We start from the raw sequence: 25,276 nt of genomic DNA on the forward strand, positions 1-25,276 counted from the left end.
TTGCGTCCTGCGAGGATGCAGCGCCGGGCACCGTGCGGTTTACAACTGATCGGGGCGGGAGAGAAACTCGGCCACCCGGGTGAGAAGCCGGCCCGCGGCACCGCCGTCCAGGACGCGGTGATCGAAGCTGAGGGTGAGGTTGGCCTCCCAGACGGGGATGAATTGCTGTTTGCTGTGGCTCCAGTGGGGCACGCGCCGACTGGCCCCCACACCGAGAACGAGCGTTTGTTCCGGAAGTGGAATGGGGGTGGCCCAGGTAAGGCCGAAGGTGCCAAAGTTGGTGACCGTGGCAATGCTCCCACCGGAGGCTTCTGCGGGCAGGCGCCGTTGCCGGGCCAACTCCAGGAGGTGTTCGTAGTGCGGCACCAACTCTTCCAGCCGGCGTTGGTCCACATTCCGCAGGACGGGGACCAGGACACCGTCCTCGACTTCCACGGCCCAGCCGATGTCAATGGCCCTGGGATGGACAATCCGGTTACCGATGAGTCGTCCGGCCGGGGCACTGTTTTCGGCCAGGGCCAGGGCCAGCGCGCGGATGGCGTAGAGGGTGGGACTGGCCTTGACGCCGCTGCGCTTGCGATGCGCCAGGATGGGATCGAGCCGGAACGGAAGGCCCACGGTGGCCAGGGGACGCGTCCAGCTCCGGCGCATGGCGTCGGCCACGCTGACGCGCATGGGCGAGGCCGGGGTGATGCGATGTTGCTCCAGACCGGCCAGGAACCGTTCGAAATCCTGGATGGTGACGCGCCCGCCGGCACCACTGCCCGCCACGCCGGCCAGGTCGGCTGCGTGGAGGCCCAGTTCGGCCATGCGGGCTTTGAGGCGCGGGGACATGTAGCCGGCGCCGGTGGCGTTGGCGGGCACGGGCAGGCCGCGCACGGTGGGCTGGACCCGGTCGGTGGCCGTGGGTGTGGCCGGTAGGGCCGTGACCGGGGCCGGGTCGGCCTGGGCAGCGGGCGCGTCGGGGGCGGGTTGAAGACCGGCGCGGGCGGCGTCCTCCGCGGTTGCCTCGATGTAACCCAACACGGCCCCCACGGGGTAGCTGTCGCCCACCTTGACCGTGAACCGCCGGATTACGCCCCGGCAGGGCGAGGTCACGTTCATGGCCGCCTTGTTGGTTTCCACCTCGATGATGTCCTGGTCGGCTTCGACGCGGTCGCCCTCGCGGACCAGGAAATTGACGATCATGGCTTCGGCGATGGACTCGCCCAACTGGGGCATGATGATGGGGATCTCCGGCATGGTCGGCAGATCAGAGTTGCAGGAGTTGTCGTGCTGCGTGGGCTATGGTTCGGGCCGTGGGGCGATGCGCAGCCCACAGGTTCGGATGATAGGGAATGGGTGTGTCCTTGGCGTTGAGACGTTGCGGCGGTGCATCCAGCAGGGACAAGCCCTCGCTGGTGACCCGGGCAATGACCTCGGCGGTAACTCCGCCCCAGGGCCACGACTCGCCCACACACAGCAGGCGACCGGTCCGGGCCACCGACGCCATCACGGTGTCCGTGTCCAGGGGCTTGACCGAACGCAAATCCACGACTTCAAGTTCCCAACCTTCTTCGCGCAGTTCCTCCGCGGCCGCGAGGGCTTCGTGGACCATGGCGCTGTAGGCCACCACGGTGAGGTCACGTCCCTCGCGCGCGATCCGTGCCTTGCCCAGGGGCAGGGCTTCGGTGGGCAGGCGCTCCGCCTTCAGGTGGTAGTAGAGAAACTTGTGCTCGCAAAAAATCACCGGGTCATCCACGGCCACGGACTCCAGCAGCAGGCTGTAGGCGTCCTCCACCGTGGCCGGTGTGACCACAATCAACCCGGGGAAATGGGCGTAGATGGCCTCCAGCGTCTGGCTGTGGAACGGGCCGCTGCCGGATGTGCCTCCGCTGGGCAACCGGATCACGATGGGGCAGGGCACCCCTGTTCGCCAATAGAGAGTGGCGGCCTGGTTGACGATCTGGTTGAAGCCCACGCTGGAGAAGTCGGCAAACTGCATTTCCACGATGGGACGCAGTCCTTCGATGGCGGCCCCCACGGCAAAGCCCACGATGGCGTCCTCGCTGATGGGCGCGTCAATGACGCGGCCGGGGAACTGTCGGGCAAGGTTCTTGGTGGCCTTGAACGCCCCGCCGAAGGCGCCCACGTCCTGGCCGTAAATGAACACCCGCGGGTCCTCGGCCAGGGCCCGGGCCTGGGCTTCGCGAATGGCTTCGAGGTAGGTGATGCTCATGCCGGCAATGCATCCCGTGAATGGAGGGGCAGGGACTCCCACCCGTGAGGTGCCTCGACCAGGTGCGCGGTGGCCAGGGCGCGCCAGTCTTCCAGGCGCGGATCCGGCGCGGGCTCCTGTTGCACCTGTGCCACCGTGGCTTCCACCTGTTGCTGGGCTTCCAGCCGCCAGGCGTCCAGTTCAGCGGCCGTGGCGAAACCGCGTTCCAATAACTGCTGTTCTGCCACGGGAAGACAATCGCGTCCGAACGGCATTTCCCGCAGGCGCGGGTCCATGTAGGTGGCGTCGTCGTGCTCGCCGTGACCGGCCAGCCGCAGCAACTGGGCCACCACCATTTGGGGGCCGCCCCCCTCGCGGGCGCGCGCCACGGCCCGCTGCAGACATTCGAGGCAGGCAATCAGGTCCGTGCCGTCCACGCGATGTGCCTCAATGCCGTAGCCGGGGGCGCGATCCGCCAGATCCTTGCAGGCGAACTGGCGGCTGGTGGGGGTGGAGTAGGCGTACTGGTTGTTTGCGATGACCAGCACCAACGGCAGCCGTTCCACCGCTGCCTGGTTTACGGCTTCATGGAAGGCCCCGGTGGAGGTGCCCCCTTCTCCAAGGCAGGCCAGGCCCACGCGACCGGTCTCGCCCCGATACCGCTTGGCAAACAGGGCGCCGTTCACCACCGAGATCATCGCGCCCAGATGACTGATCATGGGCAGGTAACCCCGCCTCGGGTACCCCCGGTGCACGTTGCCGTCGCGGCCGCGCATGGGGCCGAGCCGGGAGCCCAGATAGGTGCGGAACAGGTCCACCAACGGCTCCCCAAAGGCCAGCCGCCCGGCGGCGTCGCGGATCAGGGGTGCGTAAACGTCCCCTTCCCGCAACGCCAGGGCGCCGGCCACGCTCAGGGCCTCCTGGCCGCGACCCAGAAAGACGCCCCCGTGGATTTTTCCCGCTCGGTACAGGCTGGCCAGCTTGTCCTCGGCGATGCGGGCCAGCAACATGAACCGATACGCCCGTCGGCAAAGCCCCTGGAGCGAGGTGTCCGCCAGCGCGGCCTGCGCGCTGCACGTTTCCTGTAGCATGACACCATGCTAATGGTCGGCACCGGGTTTCGGCAATGCTTCTGTGGTGTCCTGCGCCGGGTCACCTGTCCGCGGGTGCCACCTGATTTGGCATTCCCGCCGGGCCGCTATACTTTTGGCCCATGTCGGTCAGAGCCAGGACAGAACGGTCCACGGAATTCACCCCTGCGGCCCCGTCCCGGGCCGGTGGGCAGGATCCGGCGGAGTTGTACGACAAGCAAAACGAGCGGGACCATCGCGAACTTCGCATCGAGAAGGTGGGTGTGCGGGGGCTGCGTTTCCCGATTGAGGTGCGGGACAAGGCGCACGCGCGGCAGCATACCGTGGCCACCATCGGGATGTTTGTGGACCTGCCGAAGGAGTTCAAGGGCACGCACATGAGCCGGTTTCTGGAGGTTTTGAACGCGCACGGCAATGTGGTCCACGTGGAGAACATCCCGGACATTCTGTTTGCGATGCAGAAAAAGTTCCACGCCGCGACCTCGCACCTCGAGATGGAATTTCCGTACTTCATGACCAAGGTTGCGCCGGTGTCGCGTCTGCCCAGCCTGATGGATTACACCGCGCGGTTCGACGCCGCGGCGTGCGGATCGGAGATCGACTTCGTGCTGACGGTGAAGGCCAATGTGACCACGTTGTGTCCGTGTTCGAAGGCCATCAGCAGTCGGGGCGCCCACAACCAGCGCGGGACCGTCACCGTGGCCGTGCGGTTCCGCAAACCGGTGTGGATCGAGGATCTGATCGCCATCATCGAGAGTTCGGCCAGCTGTGATTTGTACGCGTTGTTGAAACGGCGCGACGAGAAGTTCGTCACCGAGAAGGCCTACGACAATCCGGTGTTTGTGGAGGACCTGGTGAGGAACGTGGCCCTGCGCCTGAACGAGCACCCCGACATCACCTGGTACCGTGTGGAGGCCGAAAACCACGAAAGCATCCACAACCACAACGCGTACGCCTGCCTGGAACGGCGACGCGAGTCCGCGCCCGCCACGTCTGGAAAACGCCGGAACCGTTGAGTGCGGACCGGCTCCGGGGCCGGCCGATGGTTCCCGGGGTCAAACCGGGCCCGTGAAGTCCGTGCTGGATGCCCGGGCCCGTTCACCAAACCGGCGGGCGCAGTTCCCAGGTTTCAACCAGCTCCGCCGGGATTTCTCGCAAGAACCGGGACGGCGTTTGCACGGGGGCCGCGTCGGCTGAACGTGCCCGATGCAGCAGCGGGTAGGTCAGGTACAATTCATTCCGTGCCCGGGTCACGGCCACGTAGAAGAGTCGGCGTTCCTCCTCCTCGCCTTCCTCCTCTTCCAGTGCGCGTGCCGAGGGGAACATCCCTTCGCACAGCATGATTACGAACACCACGTCGAATTCGAGTCCCTTGGCCTGATGAACCGTTGAGAGGCGCAGCCGGTCCGGTTTCCATCCCCCGGGCTGCTCATCCTCGGCCTCCACGTTGGTGAGCAGGGCCGTCTGGGCGAGAAAATCGTACACGTCGTCAAATCCGTCGGCGTACAGGGCCAACTGTTCCAAATCCTCGCGGCGGGACCGGTAGTTGGGGTAGTTCAGCTTCAGGTACTCCTCGTACCCTTCCTGCAGGACGGTGCGGATCATCTGGCCCGGTCGCCGGCGCAGCTCCGGGTCCTCCAATTTCGTCACCAGCCGGGCGAGTTCTTCCCATGCTGCTGCGGCCTTCCGGCCCACCTCCCTCTGGCAGGCACGCAGGCAGGCGGACACGGAAGCCCCGGCCGCGGGCACGGCGCCGGCCTGCAACCCCGTCTGCCTTGCCAGCCATTGGGTCCGGAAACTTTCCCAAAGCCGGGCCGCGCCCCGCTCCCCGATGCCGGGCAGCATCTGCACCACCCGTTGGAACGCCACGCTGTCCAGCGGGTTCACCACCAGCCGCAGGTGCGCCGTAACGTCCTTCATGTGTGCCTGCTCAAGAAACCGGAGCCCGCTGGTGATGGTGAACGGGATCTGGCGGCGGGTCAGTTCCATCTGGAGTTCCAGCGCGTGGTGATGCGCCCGGTACAGCACGGCGATGCGATCCAGTGAAGTGCCGGCCTCGCGCAACTCCATCACCCGCTGCGCGACAAAGGCGGCCTGTTGGGAGTCGTCCAGACACGCGACGACGGCCGGGCGGGGGCCGGCCGGTCGCACCGCCACCAGGACCTTGGGGAACTGGTGCCGATTGGCCCGAATGACGGCATTGGCCACCTGGAGGATTTCCGGCGTGCTGCGGTAGTTGGTCTCGATCTTGAACACCCGCGCTTCGGGGTAGCGGTTGGGGAATTCCAGGATGTTTCGGGCATCCGCGCCCCGCCAGCCGTAGATGCTCTGGGCGTCGTCGCCCACCACCATCAAATTGTGGTGCCGCGCCGCCAGCAGGTCCACCACGGCGCTCTGGACCACGTTGGTGTCCTGATACTCGTCCACCAGCAGGAAGAGGAACCGGCGCTGCCAGTACTCCCGTGCGTCCGGGTGCTGCTCCAGCAGCTCCAGCCACCGCACCAGCAGGTCGTCGAAATCCATGACCTGTGCGGCCCGTTTCCGTTCTTCGTACAACCGGTGAACCTCGGTGATGGTGTTCAACAACGGCTCGAAGTAGTCAAAGTACCGGCCCACCACTTCGGCCAACGACAGCCGCAGGTTGGCCGCCAGCGAAAAGATCTCCGCCAGCACCTCGGCCCTGGGAAAGTGTTTGCGCCGGGCCTCCGGCACCTTGTCCCGGAGACAGGTGTTAAGCAAATGACGGGCATCTTCGCGGTCCAGGATGCCGAAATTGGCCGGGTACCCTAGGCGCTCGGCGTGCAGGCGCAGGATTCGGTGGCCGATGGCGTGGAAGGTCCCGCCCCAGAGCGATCCCGGCAGCCGGCCCAACAGGGTTTCAACCCGCTGCAACATCTCGCGCGCGGCTTTGTTGGTGAAGGTCAGGAGCAGGATTCGGTCCGGTGGCACACCCTGCTCCAGGAGGAAGGCCACGCGATAGGTCAGCGTACGGGTTTTGCCGCTGCCGGCTCCGGCGATCACCAGGGCCGGACCGGGCGGCGACATGACCGCTTCGCGTTGCTGGGGATTCAGCTCGCGCTCGTAATCAATCCGCAGCCGCGTCGAGGTCGCAAAGGGCCGAAGTACGTACTCTTGCGCCATCCGATTCATTGATGGTCCGGCGCCGGTCGCGGGCCAAGGCAAAACGCCGCCCGGCCGCCGTGTTGAGCCGTGGCCGGTGCTGCAGGTCGAGTTCATCCGCAGGTGACCCCCGATTTGGATGGGGCGGGGTCGGGCCCACTGGAGGCGGGCCATGTTCCAGGGGTGTGGCCAGCAGCATCGGAGGGCACGGGACAGGTCGAGGTGGCCTCTCCATTGGACAAACTGCCAATCCTCTTGCAGGTTGGCATTGTGCTGCAGGACTGGTGGTTGGAACGATGTCTCGGGATGCGATCGGTGACAGCCCGGCAACGGGCGGTGGAGCGCCTTGCCGGTCGCAACGACCCCCCGGCTTTGCGGTTGCTGGCCCGGGCGGCCCGGGACATGGACCCTTCGGTGCGCCGTGCGGCCATGAGCGCCTTGGGCCAGGCAGGCTCGGAAGTAGCCGTGACGATTCTTATCAACGGCCTTCACGACCCGGACGAACAGGTGCAGGAAACAGCGGTCCTGGCCCTGCGGCGGATCGGCGGCCCGGCGGCCGTGGCCGCGCTGGCCCGGGTGCTGGGGCATGGGCGCCCTCGCGTTCAGTTTCGCGCGGCCCAGGCATTGGAGGCGTTGGGGTGGAAGCCGGGCGGTCCGGCGGAGGAGGCTGCCTGGGCGGTGGCCCGGGGCGAATTTGATCGGGCGGCCCGGCTGGGATCGGTGGCGCTGCCACTGCTGGGACGGCGCCTGCGGGAAGGAGAATATGCCGAACGGCTTTCGGTGGTCCGGGCCCTGGCAGGGTCCGGGGATCCCGAGGCGGGTACGCTGTTGATGGAAGCCCTGCGCGATCCGGACGCCGCGGTGCGCACTGCGGCGGCCGAGGGGCTCGGATTGCGCGCTCATGTTGCGGCGGTGCCGGCCCTGATCCGCCTGCTCAAGGATCCCATGCCCCAGGTTCGGGCTGCTGCGGCGGCGGCGCTGGGGCAACTGCGGGACAGCGCTGCGGTGGAGCCCCTGATTGCAGCCCTGGAGGATTCGCAATGGGAGGTGCGGGTGGCAGCCCTGGAGGCGTTGGGACGGTTGGGGGATCGGCGGGCGTTTGCATCCGTGGCGGCCCGGCTGGAGGACAAGGAACAGGAGGTGCGCGAACAGGCCGCAGAAACCCTCGGCGTGGTGGGCGACGAAAGCGTGGTGGAGAAACTGGTGCTGACCTTGTTGGACCCGCACGCAGGCGTGCGTCAGGCTGCTGCCCGGGCCCTGCATCGGATTGACCCGGGTTGGCAGCGGTCGCCGCGGGTCCAGAGCCTTCTGCCCACGATCCAATCCGCGCTGGAACATCGCGACCCCGGCGTCCAGTTGGCTGCGGCCAGTCTCATCCGGCAGGTTACCGGTCTGACACCGGCGGAGCTGGCCCGGCAGGGGTCGCCCATGCAGCAGGCCCGGCGGCAACAGGCCGCCGCCCGCGCGCTGGAGATGTTGAGCGGCGACGAGGACCCGGCCATTCGGCTGGCGGCCGTACAAGCCCTCGGCCGCCTCGGCCTGACCGACAGTGTTCCCGCGCTTGAGGCCCGCCTGAACGATCCCAACCCATGGGTCGCCGCCGGCGCCCGGGAGGCTTTGCAGGGTTGCCATGCCCACTGAACCGGCCAATCCCACGCGTTCCGCCAGCCCGGCCACCGAACGCCGGCGGGTGTTGTTTGTGGACGATGACACCGCGTTCCTGGACACGGTGACCGAGTTGATGTCGGAACTGAGCGGCGGTACCTGGGAGATCCTCACGGCCCGAAACGCCAGCGAGGCGTTTCAAATCCTGCAACAACGGCCCGTGGACCTGGTTGTGCTCGATGTGGAGATGCAGGCCATTGACGGCGTGCAGGTGCTGTCGCTGTTGAATCGCAGTCATCCCCAGCTCCAGAAAGCCGTGCTGACCGGTTACGCCACGGAGAATTATCGAGCCGCATGCCTGGCTCAGGGGGCCGAGCTGTTTCTGGAGAAACCTTCCACACCGGAGGGCTGGGCATCGGTCCACGCGGCACTCCAGCAGCTGCTGGATTTTCCGCCCGAACGAGGTTTTCGGGGCGTGCTCCGCAAGGTGGGGTTGACTGAAATCCTGCAGATGGAGTGTCTCGGTCGGAGCTCCTCGGTGTTGGAGGTCACCGCCGGAGCGCTCACCGGGCGGATCTACGTCGAGGAGGGCCAGATCGTCCATGCCGAGCTCGGGGAACACACCGGCGAGGCCGCATTCCAACGGATTTTGGCGTTGCCGGGCGGGCAGTTTGTAGTCCACCCGTTGGGTCAGGTACCGGCGCGGACCATCCGGAACTCGTGGGAATTTTTGCTCATGGAGGCGGCGCGGGTGCAGGATGAGCTGCGGGCCGAGCTGGCGGGAGCCGTGGAGGAGAGGGCCGGACAACCCACCTCCTCCGTGGCAGGTCCGGAGCCGGTACCGGCGGCTCCGGGGCAACCGGCCGTGGGCGCCGTGCCCGAGCCGGCCGTACCGGATCAGGCACCCGGGCCGGCCCACGCACCGTCCCTGGGTGCCGGGGTATCCGGTGGGACCGGCACCCCGGAACCATCCGCCGGGCCTGTTTCGGGCGTTGAAGAGGCCCCGCCGCCACCGGCCTCCGCCGTGGTGATCTGTGATGACCAGGGCCGGCTGCTGTATGAGTGGCAGTGCCCCGATCATGCGGCCTGGATCAACCTGCTGGAGTTTGTCTCCCAAAAGGCGCGTCGGCTGGCGCCGGCGGAGGAATTTGGCGGGTTTGACCGTTTGGAGGTGTTTGAGGAGTCAGCGCGGTGTGTGATCCTCTTGCGCCCCGGTTTTGCGGCAGGTTTTGTGTTCGGGAGCGAATCGCTCGTGCCGTCCGGCCGGGCCACCGGCTCCGCTCGTTTACGGGAAAACCCCGGTGCCTGGGCCGAATGGTTGCGGCAGCGGTCGAGGGAACCCGGGGTGGTCTTGCGGGTCATCCGGTTCCCCGACCGCACGGTGGTCTCCGACCTTGACGCCCGGGATTTCTCCACGGCCTGGTTGGATCACCTCGGGCGGGCCATCCTGGACACGTACGAGGTCCTGCAGGCGCATCACATGCGACCGTTGCGCCTGCGCTGGAGGTATGAACGGGTCACGGTGGACTGTGCCCGGCGGGACACAGGCGCGGTGTTGATGTTGTTCAGCCACACCGCCGGGCGGGTGGACCCGGCGCCGGTGGCGGCCACGCTGGAGAGTTTTCGGACGGCCCCGTCGGTCGAATGACCCCGCCCGGGCTCAGGCAAACACGACCTCGGTGGTGGTGGCTTCGGGGTCCCATCCCCGCGGTGGCCTGTCGCCCACGGCGGCGATGTCCTTGATGGACAACTGCCGACCGCGCACCCGGGCCGATTTCACCTCCACCTTAGACGGGTCGCAGGTCTGCTGGTGGATTTTCTGATGGGGCGCGGGTTTGTAACGGATGTAGAGCCGTTCCGGAGTGTCCGGGCTGAAGTAGAGGATCCGGCCCTTCTCCGGCAACAGCGAGTAGAGCTTGTTCAGGATCATCCCGCCGAAGGTGAAGCGCTTGAGGTAATTGGCCCTGCGATCGGCGTAGACGCAGGTGAAGACGCGATCCCGCTCCGGCAGGCCGCACCACACAACCTCGGATCCGACAAACAGTTTTTCCGGCAGCTCGATCATCTTGTAACTGCCGTCGCGGAAGACCAGTAACAGGCGGTCGTACCGCGAACATTCGCATTTGAACTCATCGCCCGAGACCTTGCAGCCCACGTACCCGCTCTCGCGATCGTAGCTGACCTTGAAGGCCTTGAAGGCGACGGCGCGGGCGTCCACCTCTTCGTGCCGGGCGGATTTGGTGGTGCGGCGCGGGAACAGCGGACCATACCGTTCCAGCAACCGTTCCAGATGGGCGATGGCATAGGCGGTGAGGTTTTTGAGGTTCTTTTGCACCTGCTTCAATTCAGCCTGCAGGGTTTCCATCTCGTGCCGGTGCTGTTGGATGTCGAAGAGCGAGATCCGACGGATACGCAGCTGGAGGAGTTTGTCCACGTCCTCGTCGGTGAGGGGTCGGGCCAGTTCCTTTTGAAAGGGTTGGAACCCTTCGTGGACGGCGCGTCGGACCGCCTCGGCCGTGCGGCACTGTTCGATGCGTTTGTAGATGCGTTCCTCGATGAAGATCCGTTCCAGAGTGCGGAAATGGAGTTCGTCCCGGAGCCGGCGTTGGCGCAGTTCCAGTTCCCGCCGCAGGAGGTCCACCAGCTGGGCGGTGTTTTCCCGCAGCACCTCGCTGACGGTCATTTCCACCGGCCGATGATCCTTGATGACCACGATGCGGCTGTTGAGGGTGACCTCGCAATCGGTGAAGGCGTAGAGCGCGTCCACCAGTTGTTCGGCCTCCACCCCGGGCGGCACCTTGATCTCGATGGCCACCGACTCGGACGTGTAGTCGTGGATGGACCGCACCTTGAGTTTGCCCTTGCGAACGGCGTCCTCGATGGAGGCAATGATGGAGTCGGTGGTGGTTCCTGGCGGGATTTCCGTGATCACGACGGTGTGCGGGTCCTTGATCTTGATGCGCGCGCGGACCTTGACGCTCCCGCGGCCGTCCTGGTAATCGCGCGCATCCATGAGTCCGCCCGTGGGGAAATCCGGCAGGACCTTGAAGGGCTCGCCCTTGAGAATGGCGATCTGGGCCTGCAGGAGTTCCGGGAAGTTGTGCGGCAGAATGCGCGCCGACAGGCCCACGGCGATGCCCTCGGTGCCGAGCATGAGCAACAGGGGCAGCTTGCAGGGAAGGGCCACCGGCTCCTGATTGCGCCCGTCATAGCTGGGCACCAGCTCCGTGAGATCGTCGTTGAACAGTTCCTCGCGGGCCAGGTCCGTCAAACGGCATTCGATGTACCGTGGCGCCGCGGGCGGATCGCCCGTGAAAATGTTGCCGAAGTTGCCCTGGCCTTCGATCAGGTAGCGCTTGTTGGCCAGCACCACGAGGGCCTCGTAAATGGACGCATCCCCGTGAGGGTGAAACTTCATGGTGTCGCCCACCACGTTGGCCACCTTGGTGAAACGGCCGTCGTCGCTCAGGTGCATGGCCCAGAGGATCCGTCTCTGGACCGGCTTCAAACCGTCGGCCAGGCTCGGGATCGCCCGGTCACGGATCACGTAGCTGGCATACTCCAGAAAGCTGCGGTCCACGCGGCGGTGCAGCGGCGTGGTCGGGTGTTTGGGATCAAACGGCCGACGCGATACGGAAGCCACGGTTTCCGCCTGGACGTGGCTCTCCCCGTTGCCGTTGTCTCCGGCCGGAGCTGCGGCAGCGGGCGAATCGGCGGACCCCGCTGCAGCTCCGGTCCCTTCGGACAACGGCGGAGCCGGTTGCTGTTCCGATGGTTTGGCTTTGTGGCGCTTGCTCATCGGACCCCCAAGGTACGGTTCCCGTGGGTTCTGTCCAAGCCCCGGCTCGGTCACCACCTGCCGGGTCCGCCAAGGTTTCGGAGCCGCCAGGTGGTGGGGGACATCGGCGTGATGCCGGAGAGGAGCGCCATACATGGAGGTTTGTGGAACAGCCCTTGGAGGGGGCGGCTCCGGGCCGATGGTGCGGACGGTCGCCAGGCCGGGCCGGGAGATGGTGCCGGTGCGGGAGGGCCAAGAGGGCGGTTTCAGATGCGGTCCGGGAACCAGTCAGGCCGCCGGCAGCGCTCCGGGCGGTGGCAGGACCGTGACCAGCTGCGGCCGCCGGGCCGGGATTGATGTTGGAATACGACCTCGGCGCCCGGCGCGGCTGGCCGGAGGCGCCGGTGCCCCGTTGGGCGTTCCGTCGCTGGACAAGCATCTGGCTGCCGGGAACGTCTCCCACCGGATTGCACCTGCGCGAACCCGCGCCGCAGGGTCGGACGGTTGTGGCCGCTCTGGTGCAAGCCCACAGATGCCCGGTCGTCCCCGGCGGTCCCGACAAGTACGGCCGGTTGGGAAGCCGGCTTGCGAAGGCCGAAGTTGTCTAACGGTACTCCGGCGTTACTTCACATTGCAGGGCTGGGACGTTTCTCCCCTGGCGCGTCGCGGCTTCATAAGTGACTCCCTCCGGTGCCGCGGCGTTCTGGAGGGGCTACTGCATGCGAGCAGGTTCGGACCGGGCTGCTGATGGGTCGGCCTCGCCGCGGATCACCCGGCCGAGTTGTCGCCCGGTGCTCCTGCTCTGACCCTCCTTGCGGGTTTGGAGGGGATTGGGATACCGCCCATGGTCCTGTCGGACCGTTTTTTTTTGGATCGGCGGCTGCAGGGATGGAATTGGGGCCGGGCCAGCCTGGCATCGTTTTATCCCCTGCGGGGGCAGTTGCGGTTTTGGCAGGGGCATCGCTGGCGTCGTTGCAGCAGGGGTGGTTGGATCACCCCGACTTCGGGCCCATCGTGAACTTGAGAACCTCAGGACGGATAGGCCCAATCAGCAGGTCCAAAAAACCAAACGGGGATGGCCGTTGCGGCCATCCCCCGGGGTGGGGGTGAAACCGTGTGGTCGGATTCTGGTAGCTATTTGGAGGTGCGACTGCGTTGCAATCGCTTTGCCCCCTTTCGCAGCAACCATGCAGCGAGAAATCCGAACGGGCCCAGGGTGGAGACGGATGGCTCTGGTACGACCTCAACTTTGAGTCGTTGGGGGTCGTTCATGCTGGGCGCGCTCCATGAGGAGCCGTAATTCACAGTGTACGAAAACGCGCTTGGGAAGCCTTCCCCGGACTCCGACGGGGTCCAACCCCATTGCAGGGTGCTACCAGCATCGGGCCGAACGACTACGTAGAATGTGGTCATTTCGTTCATCGGTAGGTTCAGCCCGGTGATACTCAGCACGTTATCGGGGTTCGTTGTCGTGGGATTTGGCAAGCCGCTGGCAAGGGTGGCCACCGGCGATCCGGGTCTTCCTCCCGCACCGGAGTTATCCCAGAGCTGCACACTGAAGGTCCCATTGTTTCCGTTGAACAGGTTGAGGTGGACGGCCTCCAATGCCGTGTAGGGACCGCTGAAGAAAGCTTGGGCGGCCCAAACGGACTCACTCAAAGGCGCGCCACCTCCCAACGGCTGGCTGAGGCTGTCCGCTACCACGATGCCGGCCCGAGCGGGGGATACGGCAAGGAGTAAACCCAGCGGAGCGATCAAAAAAATTTGCCGACGTCTCATAGTTTTAAGGGCCCTTTTAGTATGATGTGCAATTCCGGCAAGCATTTTCGCGGCCCGGGCAAAATTTTTTCTGTAGCTGCCGGAACCCCGTATCAAAAGCCGGTTCCGGCGCCGCAAGCGATTGCCGCTCAACGGAACGGGTGAGGGCGGGCCGCATCCCGGCCGGCGGGTTGGCCCCGGACGGTCCGGAGCGAAGCGGCGGTCATGCGACCGGCCCAAGGAAATCAAACCGGCGTTCATGGGGTGCATGGCTCCTCTTTCCCTGCATCCATCCCGTAGCGGCGCGGGGCGGCGGAGGTAAGCGTGAGCCGTGGCGGGACAAAAGAAATTGGTGCCGATGGAGGGAGTCGAACCCCCACGCCCTTTCGGGCACCAGATTTTGAGTCTGGCGCGTCTGCCAATTCCGCCACATCGGCACCGTGACGAGAAAGAGCATATGGATTTTGCGGAGGCTGTAAAGACCGCGATGGCCCGGGGGGAGGTGCACCCAACCAACCCGGCCGTGTGACCGCGCGGGTCCCGGGCTGGCGAACGGCCTCAGTGGGAGGGCCGGGAACCGGCTGTTATCGCCGTTCGATCCGGCGGCGGGCGGCTTCGAGGATGCGCCGTTCGCGAGGGGTGAGGCTGTGGATGCCGTGGGCGGAGATTTTGTCGAGGATGGGATCCACCTCGCGGCTGAGGAACTCGTCGGGAGGCAGATCGTCCGGGAGCGGAGGCTCGCCATTGGGCTGCCTGAGGGGCCGGAGGGGAGCGGGCATGCGGTATTCGGAGCGAGGGGTCCTGCGCGTGAACCGGAATTTGAGGCGCGGGAGGGAGGCTGTGAGGCCCCACCGGATGTAACCGATGCCGGCCAGCATGCCGCCCAGATGGGCGGCATGGGCGATGCCGTCGCCGGGGAACAGGAGTCCGAAAAGGGCCAGCAAGGCGCTGATGAGCAGGAGGTACTTGGCGCGCAGGTTGAGGGGCAGTACGAAAAAGAGCAGGAGGGTCAGCGGACGTTCCGGGTGGATGGTGGCAAATGCGGCCATGAGGGCGAAGGCACCGGCGGAGGCCCCAAGGACGGCGCCGCCGAACCACCGGGGCGAGATCAGGGCGGCCAGGACTTGGAGGATTCCGCCCACGAAACCGCCGAGGAAGTAAAGGGTCAGGAATCGGCGCGGACCCAATTCCTCTTCCAGCGCACGGCCGAACACGTAGATCACGAATGCGTTGAGCAGCAGGTGCAGGAGCCCTCCGTGCATGAATTGGAAGGTGAGCAACTGCCAGAGGTACCCATGGGCCAGGCCCTGGAGGCTGAGGGCGAACAGTTCATCGGTGGGAAACCGTGGAAAGGCGCGGTACAGGATGTTCTGGATCAGGAACGCGACCGCGTTGGCGATGACCAGCCAAACGGCTGCGGGCCAGCCGGGTCGGTAGGCCGGTGGGGTGCGCATGTAGTCCCTGTCGTCCAGCATGTCAGGGAAACGTACCGTTTCCGGTGGTCCGAGGCAAACGGATCGAACAGGGGGCTGTCCGCGCCGGCGGACGCCGGGTTGGTGCGGGCGGGTTTGTTATGCGGACCTGCAGTTGGAACGGGCTTTGATTTCGACGCGCGCGTCGGACTGAGCGCGCACTTCTCGAGACGGCTGTAGCGTTCCGGGGGCTTATGCCGCCGCCGGACGCCGGCGCCCGGGATTGATGCGGTCAGCCGGAGGGGAGCGAGCCCGGGGAGTCGTGGAGCCGCAGTGGAACAGCGGTTGGGGATCGACGTAACCTTGAACCGGTGTGTCGCGGTGGTTTAAGGTTGGGGCGGAGTGTAGCTGCCGGCGCCGATCCGGCTGGTGGATCGGGCGTTGCGATCCGGTGCCGGACTGGAAGCGGCGAAAGGTCCGGGGTGCCGCAGGGCCAAGGGGCTGCGACCGCCCCGGTAGGAGAACAGGAACCGAGCAAATGAACAAGAAGCCCAGGGACTGCCGGGTTCGGTGGATTGGGTGGATCGAGTTTTGGTTGTTGGTCTGGTTGTGGATTGCGGGGCCCGGGTTGGGTCGGGCAGGGGCGGTTCAAGGGATTCTGCGGGAGGTTTGGGAGGGGATCCCGGGCACGGCGGTGGCGGATTTGACCAACTCGCCTGCCTTTCCGAATCAGCCGACCTCGACGAATCTGGTGACCGATTATTTCGAGGCACCGGTGAACGTGATGGACAATTACGGTCAACGGATGCACGGCTATGTGGTGCCACCGGTGACGGGCAATTACATCTTCTGGATCGCCAGCGATGATCAGGGGGAGTTGTGGTTGAGCACGGACGACTCGCCGGCGAACCGGCGGTTGATCGCATGGGTTTCGGGCTGGACAGGTTCGCGGGAATGGACCAAGGAGCCGAACCAGCAATCGGCCCCGGTGCGGCTGGAGGCGGGCCGGGCATACTACATTGCGGCCCTGCAGAAAGAAGGTTGGGGCGGGGACAATCTGGCGGTTCGGTGGTTGCGTCCGGATGGCGTGGATGAGGGGCCGATTCCGGCCCGGTATTTGCTGCCGTACGGGATTGCGTTGCGGACGCCCGAGATCATGCAGCAGCCGACCAACACGACAGTGATGGAGGGGCAAATGGCCGTCTTTGCCGTGGGGCTGGCGAATCCGGAGATGGTCACGTACCGGTGGCAACGGAATTTTGTGGATCTGCCCGGGACGCAGGGGCCCGTTTTGGAGTACGGTCCGGTGCGGCTGCTGGATCACGGGGCGCAGTTCCGGGTAATTGCCAGCAACAGCCAGGGGAGTGTGACCAGTGCGGTGGCGGTCCTGATGGTGACGCCGGACACGGTGCCGCCGCAGTTGCTGGGGGCGCGGAACGAGGGTCGCACCCGGGTTCGGGTTTGGTTCAGTGAACCCATGGCGGTGCCGGGGGCGACCAATGCGGCGCATTACCGGTTGGATCGGGGGCGGACGGTGTTGTCGGCGCAGTTTGGAAGCTCGGAGGCGGAGGTGGTGCTGACGACCACCGAGCTCACCTATGGAGAACGGTACACGTTGACGGTGAGCAACCTGACGGATCGGGCGGCAACGCCGAATCCGCTGCCGGCCGGATCGCAGGCGGTGTTTACGGCGTACGAGTTTGTCCCGCAGGATGTGGGGAACCCGGCGCTGGCCGGCGACACGGTGAGTGTGCCCGGCGGGGTGGATGTGCGGGGCAGCGGTTCGGGCATCGGCGGCACATCGGACCAGTTCCATTTTGGTTGGGAGGAACGGGAAGGGGATTTTGATTTGGAGGTGCGGGTGGCCGGTTTGACGGTGCCGGACCCGTACGTGCGCGCGGGGCTGATGGCACGGGAAAGCCTGGCGTCCAATGCGCGGTTTGCCGCGGCGTTTGCGTCGTCGGTGCAGCTGGGGTGTTTCTTTCAGGCGCGGTCGGCAACGGGCGGGGTGGCCACGGTGACCGCGCCGCGGGGCGGGTTTCCGGTGAATTATCCGTACACGTGGCTGCGGTTGCGTCGGGCGGGGGGTGTGTTGACGGGCTATGCGTCATTGGACGGGCAGGTGTGGACGCAGCTCGGTTCGGTGACGCTGAGCGGGTTGTCGAATCGGTTGTATGTGGGGTTTGCGGTGGGCAGCGACACGACCAACGGGGTGGCCTATGCGCGGTTCCGGGATTTCGGTCCGACCCGGAGCCAGTTAACGGGGACGGTTCGGCTCGAGCGGGAACCGGTGGGGCCGTCCAGTCGCACCACGGGGCTGATCATCAGCGAGATCATGTATCATCCGACGAATCGGCCCGACGGACGGAACCTGGAATTTGTGGAGCTGCACAATGCGCGCTCGATATTTGAGGAGCTGACGGGGTGGCGGATCACGGGCGACATCGAGTACGAGTTTCCGGACGGTTTTGTGTTGCAGGCCGGGGAGACGGTGGTGGTGGCGGCGGATCCGGACTCGATCCGGGCGGTGTACGGGATCACGAATGTCCTGGGGCCGTATCGTGGAAGTTTGCCGAACGACCGGGGCCGGGTGGTGTTGTTGAACAATGCGGGGGCAATTCGCCTGGCGGTGGAGTATTCGGATCAACCGCCCTGGCCGGCGGCGGCGGACGGGGCCGGGCATTCGTTGGTGTTGGCCCGGCCGAGTTATGGCGAGAATGACGAGCGGGCCTGGGCGGCGAGCGAGTTGCGCGGGGGATCGCCCGGGGAGATGGACCCGGTGGTGCCGGCCCCGGAAAAGGCCGTGGTGATCAATGAATTCCTGGCGCATACCGACGATCCCCAGCTGGATTTCATCGAGTTGTACAACCACTCCAACGTGCGGGTGGATTTGTCCGGTTGCGTGCTGACGGATGATCCGACGACGAACAAATTCCGCATTCCGGACGGGACGTTCATTGAGCCCCGCGGTTTTCTGGTTTGGGATCAGAACCAGCTGGGCTTTGCGCTGAACGCCGCCGGTGAAACGATTTATCTCATTGCATCCAACGGTCTGCGGGTGCTGGACGCAGTGCGGTTTGGCGGGCAGGAGAACGGGGTTTCCAGCGGACGCACGCCCGACGGATCTCCCTGGATCCGGCGGCTGGCATGGCCCACGCCGGGCAGTGCGAACGCCCCGCGGCGGGTCGAGCCGGTGGTGATCAACGAGATCATGTACCATCCCATTACCGAAAACGACGACGACGAATACATCGAGCTGCACAACGCGGGTGGTCAGCCGGTGGACATTGGCGGGTGGCGATTCCGGGAGGGCGTGGAGTTCACGATTCCGGAGGGGACGGTCCTCGGCGCGGGCGGGTATCTGGTGGTGGCGCGGAACGTGGAGCGACTGCGGTCGCGGTACCCGCAGTTGAACGCGGGCAACAGCGTGGGGAATTACAGCGGGCGGCTGAGCAACGGGGGCGAACGCCTGGTGTTGCAGAAGCCGGACTGGGTGTTGAGGACGAATGCGATGGGTGAAGTCAGCACGAACCGCATCTGGATCACGGTGGGAGAGGTGCGGTATTGGGACGGCGGTCGGTGGGGCTTTTATGCGGATGGGGGCGGATCAAGCCTCGAGTTGGTGGATCCGCGGGCGGACCCGATGTTGCCCTCGAGCTGGGCTGACAGTGACGAAACCGCCAAGGCACCCTGGACGACGCTGGTGGTCACGGGCCGCTGGGACAACGCGAATGGGAACGTCGCCGCCAACCGCCTGTATCTCGGGTTGTTGGAAGCGGGGGAATGTCTGGTGGACGACGTCGAGGTGCTGGCCAACGGGCAGAACAACGTGGTGGTCAACGGCGGGTTTGAGAACGGGAGCACGGGCTGGTTGTTCAGCGGCAATCACAGTACGTCGCTGGTGGTTTCGACCGGTGCGGTCAGCGGAGCCAGCTGTCTGTATGTGCGGGCGTCGGGGGACATGGACACCGGACCGAATGCGATCCGGACCTCGCTGTCAAGCGCCCTGGCCGCCAACGCCACCCATGTGATCCGGGTCAAGGCACGGTGGTTGGCGGGTTCGCCGCAGATTTTGCTGCGCGTGCGCGGCAACGGACTCGAGCTGGCGGGTAACATGATTGTGCCCTCCAACCTGGGCACACCCGGGTTGCCCAACAGCCGTCGTGTGGCGAATGCAGGCCCGGCCATTTACGAGGTGCGGCACGACCCGCCCCTGCCGGATGCGAATGAGCCCGTGCGGGTGACCTGTCGGGTGGAGGACCCGGATGGCGTGTCACTGGTGCGGTTGCGATATCGGGTGGATCCGTCGTCCACGTTGACCTCGGTGACGATGAGGGACGACGGGACGGGCGGGGATGAAGTGGCAGGGGATGGGGTGTATACGGCGCAGTTGCCGGGATTCAGCGCCGGGACCTTGGTGGCGTTTCGAATCACGGCCACGGACCGGCGGGGCGCCAGCAGCACCTTTCCGGCAGGGGCACCGGCCCAGGAGTGCCTGATCCGATGGGGAGACCCGGTGCCGTTTGGGACGTTTGCGCATTACCATTTGTGGTTCACGGCTGCGACGGCATCCGCCCGCACGGAGGGTTTGGACAACACGTGGCGGGATAGCACGCTGGTCTACGGAAATCATCGGGTGATCTACAACACCGGGTTCCGGGACAAGGGCAGTCCCTATCACGGCGGGCGGGGGGACATCGCGGCCAAGACGCCGGCGGATGAACCGCTGCTGGGGGTGCAGCGCCGCGTGTTTGCCTCCACCGGCAACGGTGGATCGGAAGCCACGGGCATCCGGAGTCAGTTGGCGGCCTGGTACGCGCAACAGTTGGGAATTCCGTATCTGCACGCGCATTACATCCGGCTGTATTTCAACGGCAGTCTTTTCCGGCCGGATATCATGGAGGACCTGGAAGAGCCGAACCACGACTATGCCGAACGCTGGTTCCCGGCCGACGGCACGGGTGATCTGTACAAGATTGCCGTCTGGTTTGAGTTTCAGGACAACAATCGCGACTTCAACGCCACCAGCGCGACGATCGAACGCTTCGTGACGCTCAACAACGAATACAAGCTGGCCCGATACCGCTGGAACTGGCAGCGCCGCACCCGGGACGGCGACGCCAACAACTACCGCCAGTTTTTCGATCTGGTCACCGCCATGAATGACACCAGCACCAACTACGTGCCGGGGATTTTGAACCTGGTAGACATGGAACAGTGGATGCGGGTGTTGTGTTTCGATTTTGCCATGGGCAACTGGGACGCGTGGAGCTACCGGGTCGGGCAAAACATGTACCTCTACCGTCCGCGGGGAGGGAAATGGGTCCTCATTCCCTGGGATATTGACTTCACGTTCGGGCTGGGTGACGGGACCACGGCGGCGTTGCGAGGCGGGCATGACAACACCATGAACCGCGCGTACGCAAACCCGACCTTCCAACGGATGAACTGGCGCGCGTATCAGGACACGATCAATGGACCGTTCCGACCCGAGCGCTTTCAACCGCAAATTGATGCGCGACGTTCGATTCTACTGAAGAACGGCGTGACCGGCCTGACTCATCCCTCGGTGATCACCTCCTGGATCAACGCGCGTCGGGCGTTTATCCAAAGCCAGCTGAATGCGGTGGACAGCCCGGTGCTGGCGATCACCTCCAATGGCGGGAACAACTTCACCTCCACGGTCCCCTCCGTGACGCTGGACGGCGTGGCGCCGATTGCCGTGGCGACGCTCACGGTCAACGGCGTGCCGCAACCGGTGACCTGGACGGGGGTGCGGACGTTTCGAATGACCGTGCCCCTGACGGGGGTGACCAACGTCCTGCAGGTGGCGGGCCTGGATCGGCTGGGTCGGCCCGTGCCGGGCGCAGAGACGAGCATCACCGTCTATTACACCGGCGAGGTGCCGCGCCCCGAGGATTATGTGGTGATCAACGAGATCCATTACCGGCCGCGGCCGGGCGAGGAAGGCTCGGCCTTCCTCGAACTGTACAACCGCTCGATGACGGCCAGCTTTGACCTGAGCGGGTATCGGCTCCAAGGGGTGGGTTACACCTTCCCACCGGGCTCGGTGATGCCGCCGGGGGCGTACTGGGTGTTGGTGGGGAACCGTGCCCGGTTCGAGGCCGTGTACGGCGGCGGCGTCCCCATCTTCGATGTCTATCCGGGCGGCTTGGACGACAATGGGGAACGCATCGCGTTGTGGCGGCCCGGAGCGGAACCCGGACAGGAGCAATTGATCACCGACGTGCGGTACAGCAACGCGGCTCCGTGGCCGGCCCATGCCGCCGGCGGCGGGTCGTCCTTGCAACTGATCGACGCCGCGCAGGGCAGCTGGCGGGTGGGCAACTGGTGGTCGCCGCCCACCAACCACGTGAACCGTACCACGCCGGGCCGGGCCAATGCAGGTGTGGAAACCCTCGCGCCGTTCCCGAATGTCTGGATCAACGAAGTGATGCCGGAGAACCTGACCGGTCCGGCCGACGGCGCGGGCGACCGGGACCCGTGGATCGAACTCTACAACGCCGGGAACGAACCGGTGGACCTGACCGGGCTCCATCTCACCGACGACTACGGCAACCTTCTGAAATGGGCGATCCCGGCCGGAACGACGCTGGCACCGAAATCGTTCCTGGTCATCTGGTGTGACGGCGAGCCCGGCGAGAGTCGGCCGGGCGAACTGCATGCCTCGTTCCGATTGAGTCCCGGCACCGGCCGCGTGGCCCTGACCCGCCGGCAGGGGGCGGCGCAGACGCCGGCGGTGGTGGATTATCTGGAATACCGGCAGCTCTCACCCGACCGTAGTTACGGAAGCTACCCGGATGGCGAGCCGCGCCGTCGTCAGCCCTTTGTGCATGTGACTCCCGGGGCGGCCAACAATCCCGAGATGCCCGTGATCCAGGTGCGCATCAATGAATTCATGGCCAGTAACACCCGAACCATTGCAGACCCGGCCGATGGCGATTACGACGACTGGTTTGAGCTGTACAACGCGGGCACCAACGAGGTGGATCTTGCAGGCTACTATTTGACGGACAACCTCCTGAATCCGACGAAGTATCGCATTCCGCCCGGCGTGAAAATCCCGGCCGGGGGCTTCCTTTTGGTATGGGCGGATGAGGAAACCCATCAGAACGGTCAGGGCCCGGGGTTGCACGTGAACTTCAAGTTGAGCGCCAGCGGGGAGGCACTCGGTTTGTTTGCCCCGGATGGATCCGTGGTGGACAGCTTTACCTTCGGACCGCAAAAACCCGACGTGAGTCAGGGGAGGTACCCGGACGGCGCCGACCTGCCCCTCGTGGAACTGAGCCGGCCGACCCCGGGTGCGCCGAATGAACTCGAGGGCGGCAACCGGCCGCCGTACTTCGATCCACTGCCCGATCTGGTGGTGGATGAAGGAACCGAGCTGCGATTCGTGGCCCGGGCGCAGGATCCGGATCCCGGGCAGACCCTGCGGTACGAGCTGGGGGATGGCGCGCCCTCCACGGCGTCGCTGGACCCGGCCACCGGGGAGTTCCGCTGGACGCCGGACGAAAAAGACGGGCCGGGTCAGTACCGCTTCGCCATCGTGGCGAGGGACGACGGGTCGCCCTCGCGCAGCGCGGTTTTGTGGGTGAACGTGACGGTGCGAGAGGTGAATCGGCCTCCGCGTCTTGCGCCGATTGCGGACGTGACCGTGGACGAGGGAACCCTGCTGTCGCTGGATCTGCAGGCCGACGACCCTGATTGGCCGCCCAACCGGCTGACCTTTGCGCTGGTGAGCGGACCGGAAGGCATGACCGTGTCGCCCGGCGGCGCGCTGGTGTGGGCGGTGCCGGCCGGGACGGGGGACCGGACGTTTGCCGTGACGGTGGAGGTTGCAGACGACGGCGAGCCTGTGCTGCGGGACCGGACCACATTCCAGGTGCACGTCCGGGATGTGCCCAACCCGCCGGAGATCCCCTTCATCCCGCTGCAGCAGGTGGACGAGGGGTCGGTATTCGAGTTGGTGGTGTCGGCATGGGATCCGGATGTACCACCGGCTCCGTTGCGGTTCAGCCTGGATGTGGCGCCGCCGGGGGCGACGATAGATCCGGGGACAGGCCGGATTACGTGGACCACGACCGAGGCAGACGGGCCGGCCAACCACGTGTTTGTCGTCCGGGTGACCAAGGACGTCCCGCCCTTCCTGAGCGCCACGCGCACCTTCTCGGTTTGGGTGAACGAGGTGAACCAGCCGCCACGGCTGTTGCCCCTGCCGGTGCTGCACGTTCGCGAAGGTCAAACGTTCGCCATGCGGGCGTTGGCCGAGGACGACGACCGGCCGGCTCAGACCTTGCGCTTTGACTGGGCGACACCGCCGCCGGGTTGGATCCAGCTGGATGCCGTTTCCGGCTGGATTTATGGCACGGTACCCATGGATACGGGAGTGACGCAGGCGGTGGCGGTGGTTCGGGTCTTTGATGACGGGCCGGGCGCGTTGAGCGCCACGCAGACCTGTTCGCTGGTGATCGAGTCGCGGCCGCACCTGGTCCTGCACGAGATCCACTACCGGCCCACCCAACCGGGCACGGAGTTTGTGGAAATCCGCAACAACTCGGCGCTCCGGACCGAGGTTTTGGACGATGTCTGGTTGCTGGGGAGCAACCTGGTGTACCGGTTCCCCGCGGGCACACGTTTGGCGCCGGGCGCCATGGCCCTGGTGGTCCGGAACCGCACGGCCTTTGAGTCATACTACGGCAGTGGCCTGCCGGTGGTCGGGACCTGGACCGGGACACTCGGGTTGACTGCCGACCGGCTGCAATTGGCCCGGCAGACCGCGGGCGGCAAATGGGAGGTGTTGAGCGAGGTGGCGTACGAGGCGGCGTTGCCCTGGCCGCAGGCTGCCAATGGCGGAGGCGCCTCCCTCCAACTGGTGGACGCCACCCAGGACGCTTCACGCGTGGCCAACTGGGAGGCCGTCCCACCTGCCCCGGCCCAGCCATGGCTGCTGTTTACCTGGACCCAGCCGTGGCGGTACGACCAGTCCGGGGTGGACCTCGGCGAGGCGTGGCGGGCGCCGGGCTACGACGACAGTGCGTGGCCGTCCGGTCCCGGGTTGCTCTATGTGGAAGAGAGCGGCCTTCCGGCGCCCAAGAGCACACCGCTGACCCTGGGCCGGATGACCTACTACTTCCGGACCACGTTCGATCACACCGGACCTGTCCTGGGCACGCGATTGATTGCGCGATTGCTGGTGGACGACGGCGCGGTTGTATACCTGAACGGTCAGGAAGTGTTGCGGGTGGGACTGCCCACGGACGTGCCCGTTCGGTACGACACGCCGGCCAACCGGACCGTGGGCGACGCTACCATCGAGACGTTTGAATTGGACAGCACCTACCTCCGGCGGGGCCGAAACGTGGTGGCAGCCGAGGTGCACCAGGTCAATGCAGGCAGCAGCGACATCGTTTGGGGGATGGAGCTGGAGCTGCGACCGGTGGCCGAACCCACCACGCCGGGCCGCACCAATTCCGTCGCGACCGTACTGCCTCCCTTCCCGCCGCTGTACTTGAATGAGGTGGGGGTGATCAACATGACCGGGCCCTACGACGACGCCGGCGAACGGGAGCCCTGGGTGGAACTGTACCTGGCTGCTCCCTGGCCGGTGACGCTCGACGGCTGGTACCTGACGCATTCGGTCGCCAACCTGACACGCTGGGCATTCCCGTCCGGATTCACCGTGCCCGGTTTTGGCCTGCCGCTGATCTGGGCCGACGGCGAGGTTCAGGAGAGTACACCAACCTCGCCCCATGCAAACTTCCGCCTGACACAACCCGGTTACGTGGCTCTGGTGCGGGAACAACCCGGCGGGCCCGCGGTGGTGGATTACATCCGCATCCCCGCCCTCGGCGTGGATCAGACCTACGGGTCCATGCCGGACGGTCAGGGGCTGAACCGGTCGGTCCTGCCCGAGCCGACACCGGGTTCTCCGAATGCCGCAATTGCAGCGCCGCGGTTGGAGGCCCGGCTGACGCCGGGTGGGGACGGCATCGAGTTTGTGTGGCCCACCCAGCCGGGCGTCCGGTACGTGCTGCAGAGCACTGACGATTTGGGGTCGCCGCGCTGGCGCGACGTGGCGGACGTTGTGGCCCCGGGTGATGGGATGCAGTTTATCGAGCCGCGGTCGGCAGCCCAGCGCTACTATCGACTGGTCCTGCCCTAACCAGATCCGAAGGGTCGCCCTGGCGAAGTGAAACCGCCATCGCAAGCCATCACACCCTTGCCCTGAAGATCGGATTCAGTCGACCGGTCTCAGCCCCCGCCTGAGGGCAATCCCGACCGAGGTTCCGGCGAC

At 65.8% G+C, this 25,276-nt stretch carries 10 protein-coding genes and 1 tRNA gene; 4 read left to right on the forward strand and 7 right to left on the reverse strand.

The window, feature by feature from the left end; all coding sequences use genetic code 11:
- Window positions 1-39: 39 nt before the first annotated feature.
- The 3 genes from G4L39_RS09870 to G4L39_RS09880 are packed head-to-tail and all read right to left on the reverse strand — an operon-like array spanning window position 40 to window position 3,288.
- Window positions 40-1,242 carry a 2-oxo acid dehydrogenase subunit E2 gene (locus G4L39_RS09870; RefSeq protein WP_165107869.1) on the reverse strand — a complete coding sequence of 401 codons (1,203 nt, stop codon included), beginning with the start codon at window positions 1,240-1,242 and terminating at the stop codon, window positions 40-42.
- Window positions 1,243-1,252: 10 nt separating this feature from the next.
- Complete coding sequence (locus G4L39_RS09875; RefSeq protein WP_165107871.1) at window positions 1,253-2,218, reverse strand: alpha-ketoacid dehydrogenase subunit beta; 966 nt, start codon at window positions 2,216-2,218, stop codon at window positions 1,253-1,255.
- Window positions 2,215-3,288, reverse strand: a complete 1,074-nt coding sequence (locus G4L39_RS09880) for a thiamine pyrophosphate-dependent dehydrogenase E1 component subunit alpha (RefSeq protein ID WP_240893920.1) — start codon at window positions 3,286-3,288, stop codon at window positions 2,215-2,217. The genes G4L39_RS09875 and G4L39_RS09880 overlap by 4 nt, the downstream gene beginning before the upstream one ends.
- A 122-nt stretch (window positions 3,289-3,410) precedes the next feature.
- Here G4L39_RS09880 and folE2 point away from each other — a divergent pair, with 122 nt between their 5' ends.
- Window positions 3,411-4,304, forward strand: a complete 894-nt coding sequence (folE2, locus tag G4L39_RS09885; RefSeq protein ID WP_165107872.1) for a GTP cyclohydrolase FolE2 — start codon at window positions 3,411-3,413, stop codon at window positions 4,302-4,304.
- A gap of 82 nt (window positions 4,305-4,386) precedes the next feature.
- On the opposite strand, the gene G4L39_RS09890 is transcribed toward folE2, so the two are convergent.
- Window positions 4,387-6,429: an ATP-dependent helicase gene (locus tag G4L39_RS09890; protein WP_165107874.1), complete on the reverse strand. Its 2,043-nt coding sequence runs from the start codon at window positions 6,427-6,429 to the stop codon at window positions 4,387-4,389.
- A 249-nt stretch (window positions 6,430-6,678) separates the two neighbouring features.
- Here G4L39_RS09890 and G4L39_RS09895 point away from each other — a divergent pair, with 249 nt between their 5' ends.
- Together G4L39_RS09895 and G4L39_RS09900 are read left to right on the forward strand one after the other, a co-directional pair.
- A complete protein-coding gene (locus tag G4L39_RS09895) occupies window positions 6,679-8,049 on the forward strand; it encodes a HEAT repeat domain-containing protein (RefSeq protein WP_343203330.1) in 1,371 nt (456 codons plus the stop codon).
- The gene (locus G4L39_RS09900; protein ID WP_165107876.1) at window positions 8,039-9,661 is read left to right on the forward strand and encodes a response regulator; all 1,623 of its coding nucleotides are present in this window, start codon (window positions 8,039-8,041) and stop codon (window positions 9,659-9,661) included. Before G4L39_RS09895 ends, G4L39_RS09900 begins: the two co-directional genes overlap by 11 nt.
- Window positions 9,662-9,673: 12 nt before the next feature.
- Here the strand turns inward: G4L39_RS09900 and G4L39_RS09905 are convergent, their stop codons facing one another.
- The 3 genes from G4L39_RS09905 to G4L39_RS09915 form a co-directional block, all read right to left on the reverse strand.
- The gene (locus G4L39_RS09905) at window positions 9,674-11,812 is read right to left on the reverse strand and encodes a DNA topoisomerase IV subunit A (RefSeq protein WP_165107878.1); all 2,139 of its coding nucleotides are present in this window, start codon (window positions 11,810-11,812) and stop codon (window positions 9,674-9,676) included.
- 2,087 nt (window positions 11,813-13,899) lie between these two features.
- Window positions 13,900-13,986, reverse strand: a tRNA-Leu gene (locus G4L39_RS09910).
- Window positions 13,987-14,133: 147 nt separating this feature from the next.
- Window positions 14,134-15,024: a rhomboid family intramembrane serine protease gene (locus tag G4L39_RS09915; protein WP_165107879.1), complete on the reverse strand. Its 891-nt coding sequence runs from the start codon at window positions 15,022-15,024 to the stop codon at window positions 14,134-14,136.
- 475 nt (window positions 15,025-15,499) lie between these two features.
- Here G4L39_RS09915 and G4L39_RS09920 point away from each other — a divergent pair, with 475 nt between their 5' ends.
- Window positions 15,500-25,144 carry a lamin tail domain-containing protein gene (locus G4L39_RS09920; protein ID WP_165107881.1) on the forward strand — a complete coding sequence of 3,215 codons (9,645 nt, stop codon included), beginning with the start codon at window positions 15,500-15,502 and terminating at the stop codon, window positions 25,142-25,144.
- The last annotated feature ends 132 nt before the right edge of the window (window positions 25,145-25,276 follow it).

This window comes from Limisphaera ngatamarikiensis (assembly GCF_011044775.1).
GTDB lineage: Bacteria > Verrucomicrobiota > Verrucomicrobiia > Limisphaerales > Limisphaeraceae > Limisphaera > Limisphaera ngatamarikiensis.